Raw genomic sequence first — 13,341 nt, forward strand, 5'->3', positions numbered from 1 at the left:
GATGCGTCCGGTGGGGGCACTGTCATGCTGCGGGCGAGCAGGTCAGCCGGTGTTGCGCAGACCCGCGGCGACACCGTTCACGGTCAGCAGCAGGGCCCTGGCGAGCAGCGGGTCGGGCTCCTCACCGCGTGCCGCGGCTTCGCGCTGGCGGGCCAGCAGCGAGACCTGGAGGTAGGAGATGGGGTCCAGGTAGGCGTCGCGGATGGCGAAGGTCTGCTGGAGCACGGGGCTGGTGCCGAGCAGTTCGGTGGAGCCGGTGACCCTGAGGACTTCCCGTACCGTGAGCGCGTGCTCGGCCTCGATGTCGTCGAAGACGTGCTTCAGCTCGTCGGGGACGAGTGTGTCGACGTAGTGGCGGGCGATCCGCAGATCGGTCTTGGCCAGCGTCATCTCGACGTTGGAGATGAAGTTCCGGAAGAAGTGCCAGTGTTCGTGCATTTCGTCCAGGACGGTGTCCAGACCGGCATCGCGCAGCGCCTTGAGCCCGGAACCGACGCCGTACCAGCCGGGGACGATCTGGCGGGACTGGGTCCAGCCGAAGACCCACGGGATGGCCCGCAGTCCGTCGAGTCCGGCGCCCGAGTCGGGGCGGCGGGACGGGCGGGAGCCGAGGTGGAGGTCGGCGAGCTGGTCGACGGGGGTGGCCGCGAAGAAGTACGCGGGCAGGTCCGGGTCCTCGACGAGCTTGCGGTACGCGGCGTGCGCGGCGTCGGAGACGGTGTCCATCGCGGCGTCCCAGCGGGCCAGGGCCTCGTCGGACTGGCGGGGTGCGGTGTGCAGGGCGGAGGCCTGGAGGGTGGCCGCGACGGTCAGCTCCAGGTTCTCCCGGGCGAGCGCCGGGATGAGGTACTTGTCGGAGATGACCTCGCCCTGCTCGGTCACCTTGATCTCGCCCTCCAGGGTGCCCCACGGCTGCGCGAGGATCGCGTCGTGCGAGGGGCCGCCGCCGCGGCCGACGGTGCCGCCGCGGCCGTGGAAGAGCCGCAGCCGTACGCCGTAGCGGTGCGCGACGTCACGCAGTCGGCGCTGGGCGCGGTGGATCTCCCACTGGGAGGTGGTGATGCCGCCGAACTTGGAGGAGTCGGAGTAGCCGAGCATGACCTCCTGCACGTCGCCACGCAGCGAGACGAGGCGGCGGTACGAGGGGTCGGCGAGCATCTCGTCGAGGATGACGTCGGCGGCGCGCAGCTCGTCGGTGGTCTCCAGGAGCGGCACGATGCCGATCTTGGCCCAGCCGCCGTGCAGGTCGATCAGGCCGGCCTCGCGGGCGAGCACGGCGGCGGCGAAGACGTCGTCGGCGCCCTGGCACATCGAGATGATGTAGGACTCGATGACTTCGGGGCCGAAGCGCTCGAAGGCTTCCTTGACGGTGTGGAAGACGCCGAGGGTCTTCTCTCCGGCGGCGTCGAGCGGGGCCGGGGTCGGGGCGAGCGGGCGGCGGGAGCGCAGTTCCTTGGCGAGGAGCTTCTGCCGGTAGTCGCGCGGCATGTCGGCGTAGCGCCAGGACTCCTCGCCGAGCCGGTCGAAGAGCTGGCCCAGCGCGTGGTGGTGGGCATCGGCGTGCTCGCGGACGTCCATGGTGGCGAGCTGGAGGCCGAAGGCGGCCAGGGTGCGGATGGTGCGGTCCATCCGCCCGTCGGCGAAGAGTCCACCGCGGTGCTCGCGCAGTGAGGTCTGGATGAGTTCGAGGTCGGCGATGAGTTCGGCGGTGCCGAGGTAGTCGCAGCCGGGGCGGTGCGGGGTTCCGGAGGCGAGGCGCTCGCGGGTGTTGAGGAGCTTCTGCCGGATGCAGGTGGCCTTGAGGCGGTAGGGCTCCTCGGCGTTCAGCCGCTTGTAGCGCGGGCTGATCTCGGGGAGGCGTTCGAGGTCCGCTTCGAGGGAGGTCAGCAGCTCGTCGGTGGCGCCGGTGTAGCGGATGGAGTTGGAGAGCAGTCCGCGCAGGTGGTCGATGAGTTCGAGGGCGTCGGTGATGCCGTGCTCGTGCTGGAGGATCAGTACTTCCCAGGTGACGGCGGGCGTCACGTTGGGGTTGCCGTCGCGGTCGCCGCCGATCCAGGTGCCGAAGGTGAGGGGGCGGGTGCCCGCGGGCAGCTCGACGCCGACGCGTTCGAGTTCGGCGGCCAGGTCCTCCAGTACGTCGCCGACTGCGTTGGCATGCAGTTCGTCGAGGTAGTAGATGGCGTTGCGGGCCTCGTCGGCCGGCTCGGGGCGGACGACGCGCAGCTCGTCGGTCTGCCAGATGAGGTCGATGTTCTCGGCGAGGCGCAGGTCCTGGCGGCGCCGGTCGGCCTCGACGACGGGGGTCTCCAGGAGGGCGGCGATGCGGCGGAGCTTGTTGAGCACGGAGCGCCGGGCAGCCTCCGTGGGGTGCGCGGTGAAGACGGGCCGGACGTTGAGGTTCTTGACGGTCTCGCGCAGGTGGACGGGGTCGGCGTCCTTGAGCCGGTCGGCGGTGCGGGCGAGCAGCCCGCCCTCGGCGGCGCGGCGATCACGCATCTCGTGGGCGCGGTGGACCTGCTCGGTGACGTTGGCCAGGTGGAAGTAGGTGGAGAAGGCGCGCACGAGCTGTGCGGCGGTCTCCAGGTCCGTGTCGCCGAGGAGCTGGGCCGCGGCTTCGCCGTCGGTGCGGGTCAGGGCGCGGACCCGCTCGACGAGGTCGAGGAGTTCCTGGCCTTCCTGGCGTACGAGGGTCTCGCCCAGCAGGTCGCCGAGGCGGCGGATGTCGGCGCGCAGCTCGGCGCTGGCGGCAGGGGTCTGGTCGGCACTGCTCACGGTGTGCGGCTCCTTGCAGTGGTTGAGCACGGGGGTTCTCCCGGGGCCGCGGCAGGCAGCGGCCACAGGGGGTCTCCGGGGCCACGGCAGGCAGCGGTGCTGACGCCACCCCGGAAAGCAGAGTGCGGACCGCGCTGTCCGACCCCACCAGGATAGGTGTCCACTCCGTCGGCGCTGATCGCGGCCCGATCGGGTTTCCCCTTCGGGAGCGGCCCGTCGCGCTCTCGTGCGGCGGGCTCTCGCACTGCCATACTTACGTTGCCGTAGGTTACGGAACCGTAGCCAGAGCTATCCGTCGTATTCCTCATCCCCAGGGGACTCCCCATGAACACCAGCCCCGCTGTGATCGACGACGCCCAGCCATCGGCGGCCGACGGTCGGGCCCTTCCCTCCGCCACGCTCGGCGGGGACAACAAGCGGTCGATCGAGCAGATCGCCCTTCTGCTGTTCATCGTGGTGCCGTTCGTGGCGCTCGTCGCGGCGGTGCCGCTGGCCTGGGGCCGCGGCGTGAGCTGGCTCGACCTGGGTCTGCTCGTGGCGATGTACTTCATCGCCTGCCACGGCATCACGATCGGTTTCCACCGCTATTTCACGCACGGCTCCTTCAAGGCGAAGCGCCCGCTCCGCATCGCTCTCGCCGTCGCGGGTTCGCTGGCCGTGGAGGGTCCGCTGGTGCGCTGGGTGGCCGACCACCGCAAGCACCACCGCTTCTCCGACGCGGAGGGCGACCCGCACTCGCCGTGGCGTTTCGGCGAGAGCCTGCCCGCCCTGATGAAGGGCCTGTGGTGGGCCCACGTCGGCTGGATGTTCGACGAGGAGCAGACTCCGCAGCAGAAGTACGCCCCCGACCTGCTCAAGGACCCGGCGCTCCGCGGCATCTCCCGCCACTTCATGACCTTCACGGCCCTGTCGCTGGCGTTCCCGCCGCTGGTCGGCGGTCTGGTGACGATGTCGTGGTGGGGTGCGGCGACGGCCTTCTTCTGGGGCTCGCTGGTCCGGGTGGCCCTGCTGCACCACGTCACCTGGTCGATCAACTCGATCTGCCACGCGGTCGGCAAGCGGCCCTTCAAGTCGCGCGACCGGTCCGGGAACGTGTGGTGGCTCGCGGTCCTGTCCTGCGGGGAGTCGTGGCACAACCTGCACCACGCCGATCCGACGAGCGCCCGGCACGGCGTGATGCGCGGCCAGATCGATTCGAGTGCCCGATTGATCCGCTGGTTCGAGAAGCTGGGCTGGGCGCACGACGTGCGCTGGCCGGACTCCGCCCGGATCGAATCCCGCCGCATCGACTCCCGGCGCGACCCCGCGCGCGCCGACGCGGCATGATTGACGACGTGGCGACCGACTCCAGCACCAACAGCGAGAAAAACCGTCCTTCCTCCCCCCGGCGTACCCGCCGGGTGCGGATGACGGGCAAGGAACGCCGCGAGCAGTTGCTGGACATCGGTCGCACACTCTTCGCCGACAAGGGCTTCGAGGGCACCTCGGTCGAGGAGATCGCCTCCCGCGCCGGTGTCTCCAAGCCGGTCGTGTACGAACACTTCGGCGGCAAGGAGGGCCTGTACGCCGTCGTGGTCGACCGCGAGATGCGCCAGCTCCTGGACATGGTCACCGGCGCGCTGACCGCGGGCCACCCCCGCGAGCTCCTGGAGCAGGCGGCGTTCGCCCTGCTCGACTACATCGAGACGTACACCGACGGCTTCCGCATCCTGGTCCGCGACTCCCCCGTGGCCCAGTCGACCGGCACGTTCGCCTCTCTGATCAGCGACATCGCCACCCAGGTGGAGGACATCCTGGGCCTGGAGTTCAAGGCCCGCGGCTTCGACCCGAAGCTGGCCCCGCTGTACGCGCAGGCGCTGGTCGGCATGGTCGCCCTGACCGGCCAGTGGTGGGTCAACGCCCGCAAGCCGAAGAAGTCGGAGGTCGCCGCCCACCTGGTGAACCTGGCCTGGCACGGCCTGGAGAACCTGGAGTCGAAACCCCGGCTGGTGGGGCACCGCAAGAGCTGAACGGGGGCTGGTCACCCGCTCGGCCGGATCACCTCGAATCGGGCGAGTGGAGCGCCGTTCTCGGATCCGCCTTCCCGGGAACGACGGTTCACGGCCGTCGGGGCCTGAGCGGATCTTGACTCCGACGGTCGTGTCGGTGAGCGCGTTGCCGTCGATGCCGATGGCCCCGAGGGCAACAGCGCGGGAGGCATGGACGGCCTCTTGTGCCCGTCCGAGGACGTCCATTGTGGCGGGGCGACGGCGAGGGTGGCACGGGCGCCGGCCGACCGCCGTGGCGGTAGCCGATCGCCATCGCCCGCAGGGCGGAGTCAGGGAGGCCTGTGGCGTGCCGTGCGGCCTCGATCCAGTCCGCGCCTTCGGGCCTGGCCAGGATCCGGACACGACGATTTCAACCTGGGCCTCGGGAAATACCGTGCTCAGAAGAGCGCGTTCATCCCGCCCCAGCCACTGCCGACCTGGGTGTTGCCGGCCTGCAGCCCGCCTGCGCCGGTGCCCTTGTACAGGTACAGGTTGCTCGTGGTGGTCTGCCGGGCCAGTACGTCCGGCTTGCCGTCTCCCGACCAGTCACCGAAACCGCCGGAAGCGGCGGACCCGCAGTTCTTGCTGGTGATGGACTGAGAGGGGTAGCCGAAGGGCACACCGTCGAACTTGGCGGCGACGATCCCACCGTTGTAGCGCTGCTCGTAGTGAAGGTGGTAGGCGCCGGGCGAGCCGACGTCGCTGACCTTTCCGACCACGTCGCCCATCCGCACCGTGGTGCCGACAGGCAGCAGGCTGCTGACCTGCATGTGCAGGTAACGTGTGGCCCAGCCGCCGCCATGGTCAATGAGGACGTAGGACACGCCGTCGTTGTAGACCCCGGATCCGGTCACCTTGCCGGCGCTGCTGGCGGGCACCGGCCGCAGGTAGTCGTCACTGCCCGAACCCCAGTTGAAGTCGATGGAGTGGTAGTTGTTGTGGCTGGACCGGGTGGCGCCTCTCCAGGTCTCACCGCAGGCGAACGGAGCCTGAAAGACTGTCTCCGCCATTGCGGGCTCGGCGGAGACAAGAGCGGAAGTGACCGGGGAAGCCGCGGTGACGGTGCCTATGACGAGGCGTCGCAGTGCGGCACGGGATGTGTACATGACTCGCACGGAATCCTCCTGAACAGTAAGGCCCGGGAAGCACCGCCGTCTGGCCTGGCCGGCTCAAACTCACCTTCTTCGAGCCAAACCGGAGACGAGGAGCGAAGTCTTCACCACCGCGGGCAGCGACGTCCATGCGTCTTCAAGCCGAAGTCGCTGCTCACACAAGGAATCCCGCCCCGGGCCCGGTCGCCCGGTTCCTCGAAGACGAGTGGAGCCGGCAGATCACGCAGCCCGCGTCGTAGACGCAGCTGCTGGTCTTGCCGACCTCGGTGAGATTCGCGAGGTGGACCTCGGCATCCCACTTCAGATCCTGGACATTTGCCCCGGTCGTGCGCTTGGTGGTGTTGCCGCTGTTGTCGTACTCGAAGCTGGTGGTGCGGCCGTCGTCGGGGCCACCGGTGACCTTGGTCTGCCGGACCGGACAACGAGGTGGGCGGCCCCGGCCGGGGCCGCCCACCTCGCGTCTGTTCCTCAAGGCGGCTACGTCAGACAGTCCGGTCCAGTCCGCTGTCCTTGACTCCGTCGAGGAACGTGGCGAACGCGTCGGCCGTCAGGGCAAGTTCGGGCCCCTGCGTCACCTTCGAGTCCCGGACTCCGACCAACGGCCGGGCGGGTGCGACCTCGACACACTCGTTGTCGGCCGCGCTGTAACTGCTCTTTATCCAGTTCATAGCTGCGAACTGGACATCGATTGGTGTGTTGTTCATCGGGTGAGCTCCTGCCGTGCCTCGGCCAGTAGTTCGACGATGCGCGAAGTATCTGCCGCTTGGGATCGCAAGTAATCAATCACGAGCTTGTAGCTCTGCACTCCGGTGGCAGCGTCGAGATACAGGCCACGCTTGTGCAGTTCGAGATAGACCACGTTCATGCCCATCACTTCAAGCGCCTCGCTGTCCGCTGGGAACGCCGCACCAACCTTCACGACGCCTTCGCCTCCCTGGCCTGTAGCCTCATCTGCTGGAGACGCCTCAAGAAGCACCAACCGTGATCGTGTCACGGGCTTTCAGCTACAACTCACACCACTCACCCGCAGTGCCGACCACCCCTGTCCAGGCGAAGTTGTGCACCAGGTCCCACGCCCGATCGAGCCCCAGGACAAAGTCACCTGTGAACGCAGCGAGTTCGTCCGTGATCGGGACCGCAACCTCGGCGTCCGAGAACAGGGTGCCGTCTCCCGCGAGCAGAGACATCCGCTCAGCATCACTCATCAGATGGACGACCGCCTGATCATCTCGGAAGGCCAGCATCAGCACCGGAAACTCCTGGTTCGGCGACCGAACCTCGATGTACCCCTGGCCACGGGAACGCAGTTCGTTTAAACGATCTGACAGATCTCTCACCTCTGAACGTTTCTCAACCGGCGAGAAGCGCCCCGATTCTGGCGATGTCGCTGCCCACGCCACGCTCATCCAGCCCTCTCCCCCCACACAGGTCATCGCCACGATCAAGGGCCAGACTCCCACGCCCCACCACGACTCAACTACACGACACCGCGGCGTTCGCCGTCGCCTCGACCCGGCGCTGGTGGCAGGGCCGCGGCCGACACGACTACCCCTGCGCCCGTCGGCTGCTGATCACCGCCGACGGCGGGGGCTCCAACGGCTGCCGCACCCGCGGCTGGAAGACCCATGTCGTTGTCCTCGCTGCCGAGACCGGCCTTGAGATCACGGTGTGTCACCTGCCGCCCAGCACCCAATGCCGTTGCTTGACTACTGAACTATCGCGGCTGCAGCGTGATGACCTCGGCTGTGATCCGTCGTGTCGGCCGCCGGTCACGGGTGTTGATCCAGTAGGAGAGCTTTGAGGAGTACTTCGAGTCCGGACGCTTCAGATGTCGGTCCGCCTCCCGCAGGCGCCTGGCGCCGTTGTCGAGCTTGCGGCGAACCTTTGCCGCCAGCACCACCAAGAAGTCCTTGATCTTCGTGGGCGTGTCCGTGCACTGGCGGACCACGCTGCGCCGTGCATGCTTGAGGACCTTGACGAAGGAGACCCGGTCCGGGGCGATCCCGTTGTCGTCGGCCAGAGTGATGATGACCCGCGTGAGGCAGTGGTGTACGACCAGATGCGCCCAGACCTCCTGACGCACCAGATCCGGGTCACCTGAGCGCAGGACCTCGGCCGGCCCGCGCTGAAAGTTCTTGATCTGCCGGAATGCCGACTCCGCCTCCCACCGCGAGTGGTACAGCCCTGCCAACTCCGCCGCCGGATAGGCGACCGGCTCCACCAGGTCGGTCAACAACCTGACCACCTCGCCGCCGTCGACGCGGTACTCGATCACGCGGACCAGCACACCTCCGGGATGCGCGCCTTTCTGCCCGGCCAGGTTCATCCTCGCCAGGTAAGTACCGTCGGGCAGATACTCGACCGGGCGAGCAGCGACGCTCGACCGGGCACGGATCAGTAGATGAGCCCCGGTCCCGGTGCCTTCCACAGCGCCGCGGTCCATGATGACCAGCATCCCGGCCGCCGCGTCGGCCATTTTGATCGCCAGCTCCGGCTCGCCGCCGTTGAATCCGCCCACCGCCGCGTCGATCTGTGCGTGGGTACCGCACTCGGTCAGCGTCACCACCCGCGCCTGCGAACTCGCCAGATACGTCATGAGCGTGACATCAACGACGAGTTGACGCGACACGCACCACCGCTGTCGTGTCGACACGTCCCCGGCCCATGGTCAGCATGAACCGTCTCGCCAATAGCCTGCAGGGCCAGCATATCCATGTGCGACTGATCATCGCCGGATCCGATCTGATCACCGCCAACGATCGGAACACCATCGACTATGCGATATTCCGCCTGCGCGACATCTGCATGGCGGCTGGCATCGGGGTGGGTCGGGTGACCTGGGACTTGCGGACAGCGGCAAACTCGTCGGGTCATGCGACGGTGACGAGCAGCGCAGACATCGACAACGCCGGCCACGATCTCACTGCTGATGGGGATTTCGTTCCCGTCGTCCTGCCAGCGAACATGAATGTGACCACGACTAGCGGTACTAGCGTGATCGAGACGTTGGGGCGTTCTCCCCAGCCCGGGCCGTGTTCACCACGGACTGGAACAGGTATGCGGTCGGTGGTCGTCGATATCGAGGGGGAGAGAACGGGGAGAACACTCGCTCATGAAATAGGGCACTACCTGGGTGCCGTAGCCAACACGGCCACGGGACACCCCGATCCTCACGACAACAGCCTCATGACGCAGTCGAGGTCTGTGACGAGCGGGAATCCGTTCGATGCGGTGAGTGTCAATTCCTCCGACCGGACTACCATGCTCGGCCATTGCGTGATACGTCCAGGAATTCCTCCCGATTTGATAGGCCCCTGAGAGGAACTCATGTCATGTCCGATTCCTTTGTCTACCAGTCAGACGACTTCACGGTCGAGGAGCTGCTGCAAGCCGCCCGCGGTGAGAGCACGGCACTGTCGCCGCAGCTCGCCGTCACACTGCTGCACGCGAAGCTGGGTGATGACGCTGAACAGCCCCTCACCGAACTCGCCTCCGACGAGCGGGCCGATGCCAGAGGCCGGCATGCCGCTGTGCTCGCCCTGGCGTCGCATCCGTCCGCACATCAGGTGCTGGAATCACTCACGGCTTCGCGCAGTGAGCTGGTCGCAGAGGCCGCAGCCCAAGCACTCCGGTGAGCAAACCGGCCTGTCTCGGCCTGACGTGGGCCCGTCGAGGAACTACTGGTTGCTTCCGGGATTTCAACTCGTTGATGTGATATGGGGCGTTTCGGTGGGTTGATCGAGGCATTGCAGGCGAAGCTGGAGGCGGTGGCGCCGTATCTGGACGAACGTCAGCGCCGACTGCTGTACGCGGCGGAGGCGCGCCAGCTCGGATACGGCGGGATCGCCGCCGTCGCCGAGGCCTCAGGCGTCTCTTGCGGTCTCCTCGTCTGGGCCGAGGTCGACACCGGACACGGACAGGCTCAGTCGAAACCCCGGCTGGTGGGGCACCGCAAGAGCTGAACGGGGGGTTGATCACCCGTTGTGATGACGGCTCGGGGAAGCGGCACCTACTGTGGTCCGTAGGGCCAAGAATCCCGTCCATGGGAGGAATCATGACCGCCGAGCCGTTCACCGCGCACAGCTCCCGCTGGCCGGTGCCGCCCCAGGACGGATACACGGTGGACGATCTGTTCACCTTGCCGGATCTCCCGCCGCACACGGAGTTGCTCGACGGGAGCCTGGTCTTTGTGAGTCCACAGCGAGATTTCCACAGCACGATGATCGATCTGCTGGCGATCGGGCTGCGCAGCTGTGCACCACCCGCAATGAAGATCCGTCGCGAGATGACGGTCGTTCTCGACCCCCGCAACGGCCCCGAGCCCGACATCTCCGTCGTTCGTGCCGAAACCGTCACCGGACCTGACCTGACCCGCTTCCACGCCGCCGACGTCCTGCTCGCCGTCGAGGTCGTCTCACCCGATTCCGAGGCCCGCGACCGCGACGCCAAGCCGCAGAAGTACGCGGCGGCCGGGATCCCGAACTTCTGGCTGGTCGACATGGCCGGCACCGACAACCACCCGGTGGTGCGGGTGTACGAACTGGACCCGGTGACCAGGGCGTATGCCCTGACGGGGATCCACCACGACCGCCTCAAGACGGGCGTGCCGTTCCCGATCGACATCGACATCACCCGGGAGGCGCTGGACGCGCTGTGACGGTCAGCCGTCCACCGGTTCCAGGAACTCCAGCCGGTTCCCCACCGGATCGTGGCTGAAGAAGCGACGGTGTCCCGGCAGGTCGCCGTCCCAGCGCACCTCGGCGCCCCGTTCCTCCAGCCGGGCCGCGTACGCCTCGATGTCCGTGACGCGCAGCCCGGGGTGGGCCTTCCTCGCCGGGTGGAAGTCGGGGTCGATGCCCAGGTGGAGCTGGACGGGGCCCGCCTGGAACCAGCAGCCGCCACGGGGCACGAGGGCCGGGGGTTTGGCAATCTCCGTCATGCCGAGGATGTCCTCGTAGTAGGCGCGCAGGGCGTCCTCGGAGCCCTCCGGGGCGGCGAGCTGGACATGGTCGACGGCGGCGATCATCACTTCTCCTTGCGGGCCACGGCGAAGATGCGGCGGAACGGGAAGACGGTGCCGTGCGGGCCCTGGGGATAGGCGGTGCGGAGCAGGTCGCGGTATTCGGTGAGGAAGGCGTCGCGGGCCTCGGAGTCGTCGGCGAGGGCGGTCAGGACGGGGCGCAGGCCGGTGCCCTTCACCCAGTCGAGGACCGGGTCCTGGCCGGGCAGGAGGTGCAGATAGGTGGTCTCCCAGACGTCCGCCGTGATGCCGGGGGCGGTCAGCGCGTCGAGGTAGGCGGTGGGGGTGAGCACCGCGTCGGCGTGGCGCAACCGGTCGGCGAGGCGGTCGCGCCAGCGCGGGGAGGCGGCGAGTTCGCGCATCAGTACGTGGCTGGGCTGGTCGAAGTTGCCGGGGACCTGGAAGGCGAGGGTGCCGCCGGGGGTGATCGCGTCCAGCCAGGCCGGGAAGCGGGCGGCGTGGTCGGGGACCCACTGGAGCAGGGCGTTGGAGACGATCAGGTCGTGACGCTCGGCGGGGGTCCAGGTCGTGGCGTCGGCCTCGGCGAAGTCGAGGTGGGGGCCGGCGTGGGCGCGGGCCCGTTCGAGCATCTCCGGGGAGTTGTCGTAGCCGGTGATCCGGGCCTCGGGCCAGCGGTCGGCGAGCAGAACGGTGACGTTGCCCGCGCCGCAGCCGAGGTCGGCGATACGGGGTGCGGGGGCGGCCGGGAGGTCGGGAATGCGGGCGAGGAGGTCGAGGAAGGGGCGGGTGCGGTGGTCGGCGTGGCGCAGGTACTGCTGCGGGTCCCAGGTGGGTGTGGTCATGGGCTCAGGATCACGGCAGAGATATCTTGATGTCAAGACACTTGAGCTCAAGAGACTTCATGTCGACAGACCCTCTACACTGATCCGCATGGAGGACGAGGTCGACCGACTGGTCGCTGCATGGCGCCGCGAGCGCCCGGACCTCGACGTGGAACCACTCGAGGTGCTCAGTCGCGTCTCCCGTCTGGCCCGTCATCTGGACCGGGCCCGCCGGATCGCCTTCTCCGAGCACGACCTGGAGCCCTGGGAGTTCGACGTACTGACGTCCCTGCGTCGCGCCGGCGACCCCTACCAGCTCTCCCCCGGCCAGCTCCTCACGCAGACTCTGGTCACCTCGGGCACGATGACCAACCGCATCGACCGCCTGACCAAGAAGAGCCTCGTCGAGCGCCTCCCCGACCCCAGCGACCGCCGCGGCGTGCTCGTCCGGCTCACCGCCCAGGGTCGCGACAAGGCCGACCAGTCGCTGGCCGGACTGCTCGCCCAGGAGCGTGCCATCCTGAGCGAGCTCTCCACCCAGCAGCGGGGCGAACTGGCGGGGCTGCTACGCCAGTTGACCGCCCCGTTCGACAACATTCCCGGCTAGGACCTGTCCGGCCTCGATCCGCCGGACGGGCCCTGGGGCCGGGTCGGCCGGGCCGACGCCCGCCCGGCGGGCCAGGGCGACCGCGGCCAGCGTGGAGTGCACGCCCAGCTTCCCCAGCACGTTCTGCATATGGGTACGGACCGTGTGCGGGGAGAGGTAGAGCCGCTCGGCCACCGCCTTGCGGCCCAGGCCCGCCACCATGCAGCGCAGCACCTCGCGTTCGCGCGGGGTCAGCGACTCGACCAACTGCTCGCTCTCGGTGCGGTGCTTGCGTGCCGCCGTCAGCTCCCGCAGTACGCCGGTGAGCAGCGCCGGGGGCAGATGCGTCTCGTCCCGCAGCACCCCGCGCACGACCGCGAGCAGCCGTTGCAGCGAGCAGTCCTTGGCGACCCAGCCGGAGGCCCCGGCCTGCAGTGCCAGCGCGGCCCGGACCGGGTCGTCCTTCTCGGCGAGCACCACCGTGCGAACGGACGGACGGCCCGAACTGACCCCGGCCACCAGGGAGATGCCGTCCACCGGGGAGATGCCCGCCACCGGGGCGTTCTCCCCGCCGCCGGGGACCGGGGCGGGTGCCCGGCGGTCGCCCGCGATGCCCAGTTCGGCGTCGACCAGCATCACGTCGTAGCCGCGCCCCTCGGCGGCGGCCCGCTCCAGGCACCGTGACGCGGCGGGGCCACTGCCCGCCGCCGACACCTCGACATCCGGCTCGGCCGCGAGCGCCGCTGCGAGCGACTCGGCGAAAATTCGGTGGTCGTCCACCACGAGAACCCGGATACGAACCACAGGCACCCCCATGCCGCGTCTGTTCCTGGGCCCCCGGCCCACCGGAAGGGACCGACCAGTGCGGGTGCGGCCCCCGGACCGGGGAGATGGACCGTGGTTCCACGGCCGCCGCCGTGTCCTGGCCATCACCCGCCCCGGGCGCCGCACCCGACTGTCTCGTACCCCTGAATCAGCACCGGCCCCCACCGGTGCTGTGCATCAGCGTACGGCCGACGGGCCGTGGCGGAAGGCAATTCAC

Annotated in this window: 17 protein-coding genes and 1 pseudogene; 8 read left to right on the forward strand and 10 right to left on the reverse strand. The window is 68.6% G+C overall.

Annotated elements, in window-relative coordinates; genetic code table 11:
- Positions 1–42 precede the first annotated feature (42 nt).
- Positions 43–2,772: a phosphoenolpyruvate carboxylase gene (ppc, locus tag ACWCQ6_RS02695; protein ID WP_451084963.1), complete on the reverse strand. Its 2,730-nt coding sequence runs from the start codon at positions 2,770–2,772 to the stop codon at positions 43–45.
- A gap of 324 nt (positions 2,773–3,096) precedes the next feature.
- On the opposite strand from ppc, the gene ACWCQ6_RS02700 reads away from it, so the two are divergent.
- Both ACWCQ6_RS02700 and ACWCQ6_RS02705 read left to right on the forward strand, forming a co-directional pair.
- On the forward strand, positions 3,097–4,098 hold the full coding sequence (locus ACWCQ6_RS02700) for an acyl-CoA desaturase (protein WP_451084964.1): 1,002 nt from the start codon (positions 3,097–3,099) through the stop codon (positions 4,096–4,098).
- Complete coding sequence (locus ACWCQ6_RS02705; RefSeq protein WP_451084965.1) at positions 4,095–4,781, forward strand: TetR family transcriptional regulator; 687 nt, start codon at positions 4,095–4,097, stop codon at positions 4,779–4,781. The genes ACWCQ6_RS02700 and ACWCQ6_RS02705 overlap by 4 nt, the downstream gene beginning before the upstream one ends.
- Positions 4,782–5,197: 416 nt before the next feature.
- Here ACWCQ6_RS02705 and ACWCQ6_RS02710 read toward each other — a convergent pair whose 3' ends face one another.
- The 5 genes from ACWCQ6_RS02710 to ACWCQ6_RS02730 all read right to left on the reverse strand — a co-directional run bounded on the left by ACWCQ6_RS02710 (position 5,198) and on the right by ACWCQ6_RS02730 (position 7,350).
- Positions 5,198–5,905, reverse strand: coding sequence for a peptidoglycan DD-metalloendopeptidase family protein (locus ACWCQ6_RS02710; RefSeq protein ID WP_451084966.1), 708 nt, complete (start codon positions 5,903–5,905; stop codon positions 5,198–5,200).
- 160 nt (positions 5,906–6,065) lie between these two features.
- Positions 6,066–6,383: a hypothetical protein gene (locus ACWCQ6_RS02715; RefSeq protein WP_451084967.1), complete on the reverse strand. Its 318-nt coding sequence runs from the start codon at positions 6,381–6,383 to the stop codon at positions 6,066–6,068.
- A gap of 10 nt (positions 6,384–6,393) precedes the next feature.
- The gene (locus tag ACWCQ6_RS02720) at positions 6,394–6,615 is read right to left on the reverse strand and encodes a DUF397 domain-containing protein (protein ID WP_451084968.1); all 222 of its coding nucleotides are present in this window, start codon (positions 6,613–6,615) and stop codon (positions 6,394–6,396) included.
- On the reverse strand, positions 6,612–6,830 hold the full coding sequence (locus tag ACWCQ6_RS02725; protein ID WP_451084969.1) for a hypothetical protein: 219 nt from the start codon (positions 6,828–6,830) through the stop codon (positions 6,612–6,614). The genes ACWCQ6_RS02720 and ACWCQ6_RS02725 overlap by 4 nt, the downstream gene beginning before the upstream one ends.
- Positions 6,831–6,915: 85 nt before the next feature.
- Positions 6,916–7,350, reverse strand: coding sequence for a hypothetical protein (locus ACWCQ6_RS02730; RefSeq protein WP_451085109.1), 435 nt, complete (start codon positions 7,348–7,350; stop codon positions 6,916–6,918).
- 41 nt (positions 7,351–7,391) lie between these two features.
- Here ACWCQ6_RS02730 and ACWCQ6_RS02735 point away from each other — a divergent pair.
- Positions 7,392–7,601, forward strand: a pseudogene (locus ACWCQ6_RS02735) (ISAzo13-like element transposase-related protein); the annotation flags it as partial.
- A gap of 24 nt (positions 7,602–7,625) precedes the next feature.
- Here ACWCQ6_RS02735 and ACWCQ6_RS02740 read toward each other — a convergent pair.
- Positions 7,626–8,507, reverse strand: coding sequence for a hypothetical protein (locus ACWCQ6_RS02740; protein ID WP_451084970.1), 882 nt, complete (start codon positions 8,505–8,507; stop codon positions 7,626–7,628).
- 77 nt (positions 8,508–8,584) lie between these two features.
- Between ACWCQ6_RS02740 and ACWCQ6_RS02745 the strand changes: the two genes are divergently transcribed.
- The 4 genes from ACWCQ6_RS02745 to ACWCQ6_RS02760 all read left to right on the forward strand — a co-directional run bounded on the left by ACWCQ6_RS02745 (position 8,585) and on the right by ACWCQ6_RS02760 (position 10,568).
- Positions 8,585–9,229, forward strand: coding sequence for a hypothetical protein (locus ACWCQ6_RS02745; RefSeq protein ID WP_451084971.1), 645 nt, complete (start codon positions 8,585–8,587; stop codon positions 9,227–9,229).
- A gap of 14 nt (positions 9,230–9,243) precedes the next feature.
- The gene (locus ACWCQ6_RS02750; protein ID WP_451084972.1) at positions 9,244–9,546 is read left to right on the forward strand and encodes a hypothetical protein; all 303 of its coding nucleotides are present in this window, start codon (positions 9,244–9,246) and stop codon (positions 9,544–9,546) included.
- A 99-nt stretch (positions 9,547–9,645) separates the two neighbouring features.
- Positions 9,646–9,873 carry a hypothetical protein gene (locus tag ACWCQ6_RS02755; RefSeq protein WP_451085120.1) on the forward strand — a complete coding sequence of 76 codons (228 nt, stop codon included), beginning with the start codon at positions 9,646–9,648 and terminating at the stop codon, positions 9,871–9,873.
- A gap of 92 nt (positions 9,874–9,965) precedes the next feature.
- On the forward strand, positions 9,966–10,568 hold the full coding sequence (locus ACWCQ6_RS02760) for a Uma2 family endonuclease (protein ID WP_451085110.1): 603 nt from the start codon (positions 9,966–9,968) through the stop codon (positions 10,566–10,568).
- 3 nt (positions 10,569–10,571) lie between these two features.
- On the opposite strand, the gene ACWCQ6_RS02765 is transcribed toward ACWCQ6_RS02760, so the two are convergent.
- Complete coding sequence (locus ACWCQ6_RS02765; protein ID WP_451084973.1) at positions 10,572–10,937, reverse strand: VOC family protein; 366 nt, start codon at positions 10,935–10,937, stop codon at positions 10,572–10,574.
- Positions 10,937–11,734: a trans-aconitate 2-methyltransferase gene (locus tag ACWCQ6_RS02770; RefSeq protein ID WP_451084974.1), complete on the reverse strand. Its 798-nt coding sequence runs from the start codon at positions 11,732–11,734 to the stop codon at positions 10,937–10,939. The genes ACWCQ6_RS02765 and ACWCQ6_RS02770 overlap by 1 nt, the downstream gene beginning before the upstream one ends.
- Positions 11,735–11,822: 88 nt before the next feature.
- On the opposite strand from ACWCQ6_RS02770, the gene ACWCQ6_RS02775 reads away from it, so the two are divergent.
- Positions 11,823–12,320 carry a MarR family winged helix-turn-helix transcriptional regulator gene (locus tag ACWCQ6_RS02775; RefSeq protein WP_451084975.1) on the forward strand — a complete coding sequence of 166 codons (498 nt, stop codon included), beginning with the start codon at positions 11,823–11,825 and terminating at the stop codon, positions 12,318–12,320.
- Here the strand turns inward: ACWCQ6_RS02775 and ACWCQ6_RS02780 are convergent.
- A complete protein-coding gene (locus tag ACWCQ6_RS02780) occupies positions 12,279–13,115 on the reverse strand; it encodes a LuxR C-terminal-related transcriptional regulator (protein ID WP_451084976.1) in 837 nt (278 codons plus the stop codon). The genes ACWCQ6_RS02775 and ACWCQ6_RS02780 overlap by 42 nt on opposite strands.
- Positions 13,116–13,341: the final 226 nt, after the last annotated feature.

This window comes from Streptomyces sp. NPDC001880, from assembly GCF_053594575.1.

Coding starts and splice junctions, on each gene's coding strand:
- ACWCQ6_RS02700 (WP_451084964.1), top strand. CDS start 3,097: ATGAACACCAGCCCCGCTGTGATCGACGACGCCCAGCCATCGGCGGCC.
- ACWCQ6_RS02705 (WP_451084965.1), top strand. CDS start 4,095: ATGATTGACGACGTGGCGACCGACTCCAGCACCAACAGCGAGAAAAAC.
- ACWCQ6_RS02710 (WP_451084966.1), bottom strand. CDS start 5,905: ATGTACACATCCCGTGCCGCACTGCGACGCCTCGTCATAGGCACCGTC.
- ACWCQ6_RS02720 (WP_451084968.1), bottom strand. CDS start 6,615: ATGAACAACACACCAATCGATGTCCAGTTCGCAGCTATGAACTGGATA.
- ACWCQ6_RS02740 (WP_451084970.1), bottom strand. CDS start 8,507: ATGACGTATCTGGCGAGTTCGCAGGCGCGGGTGGTGACGCTGACCGAG.
- ACWCQ6_RS02745 (WP_451084971.1), top strand. CDS start 8,585: ATGAACCGTCTCGCCAATAGCCTGCAGGGCCAGCATATCCATGTGCGA.
- ACWCQ6_RS02750 (WP_451084972.1), top strand. CDS start 9,244: ATGTCCGATTCCTTTGTCTACCAGTCAGACGACTTCACGGTCGAGGAG.
- ACWCQ6_RS02760 (WP_451085110.1), top strand. CDS start 9,966: ATGACCGCCGAGCCGTTCACCGCGCACAGCTCCCGCTGGCCGGTGCCG.
- ACWCQ6_RS02765 (WP_451084973.1), bottom strand. CDS start 10,937: ATGATCGCCGCCGTCGACCATGTCCAGCTCGCCGCCCCGGAGGGCTCC.
- ACWCQ6_RS02770 (WP_451084974.1), bottom strand. CDS start 11,734: ATGACCACACCCACCTGGGACCCGCAGCAGTACCTGCGCCACGCCGAC.
- ACWCQ6_RS02775 (WP_451084975.1), top strand. CDS start 11,823: ATGGAGGACGAGGTCGACCGACTGGTCGCTGCATGGCGCCGCGAGCGC.
- ACWCQ6_RS02780 (WP_451084976.1), bottom strand. CDS start 13,115: ATGGGGGTGCCTGTGGTTCGTATCCGGGTTCTCGTGGTGGACGACCAC.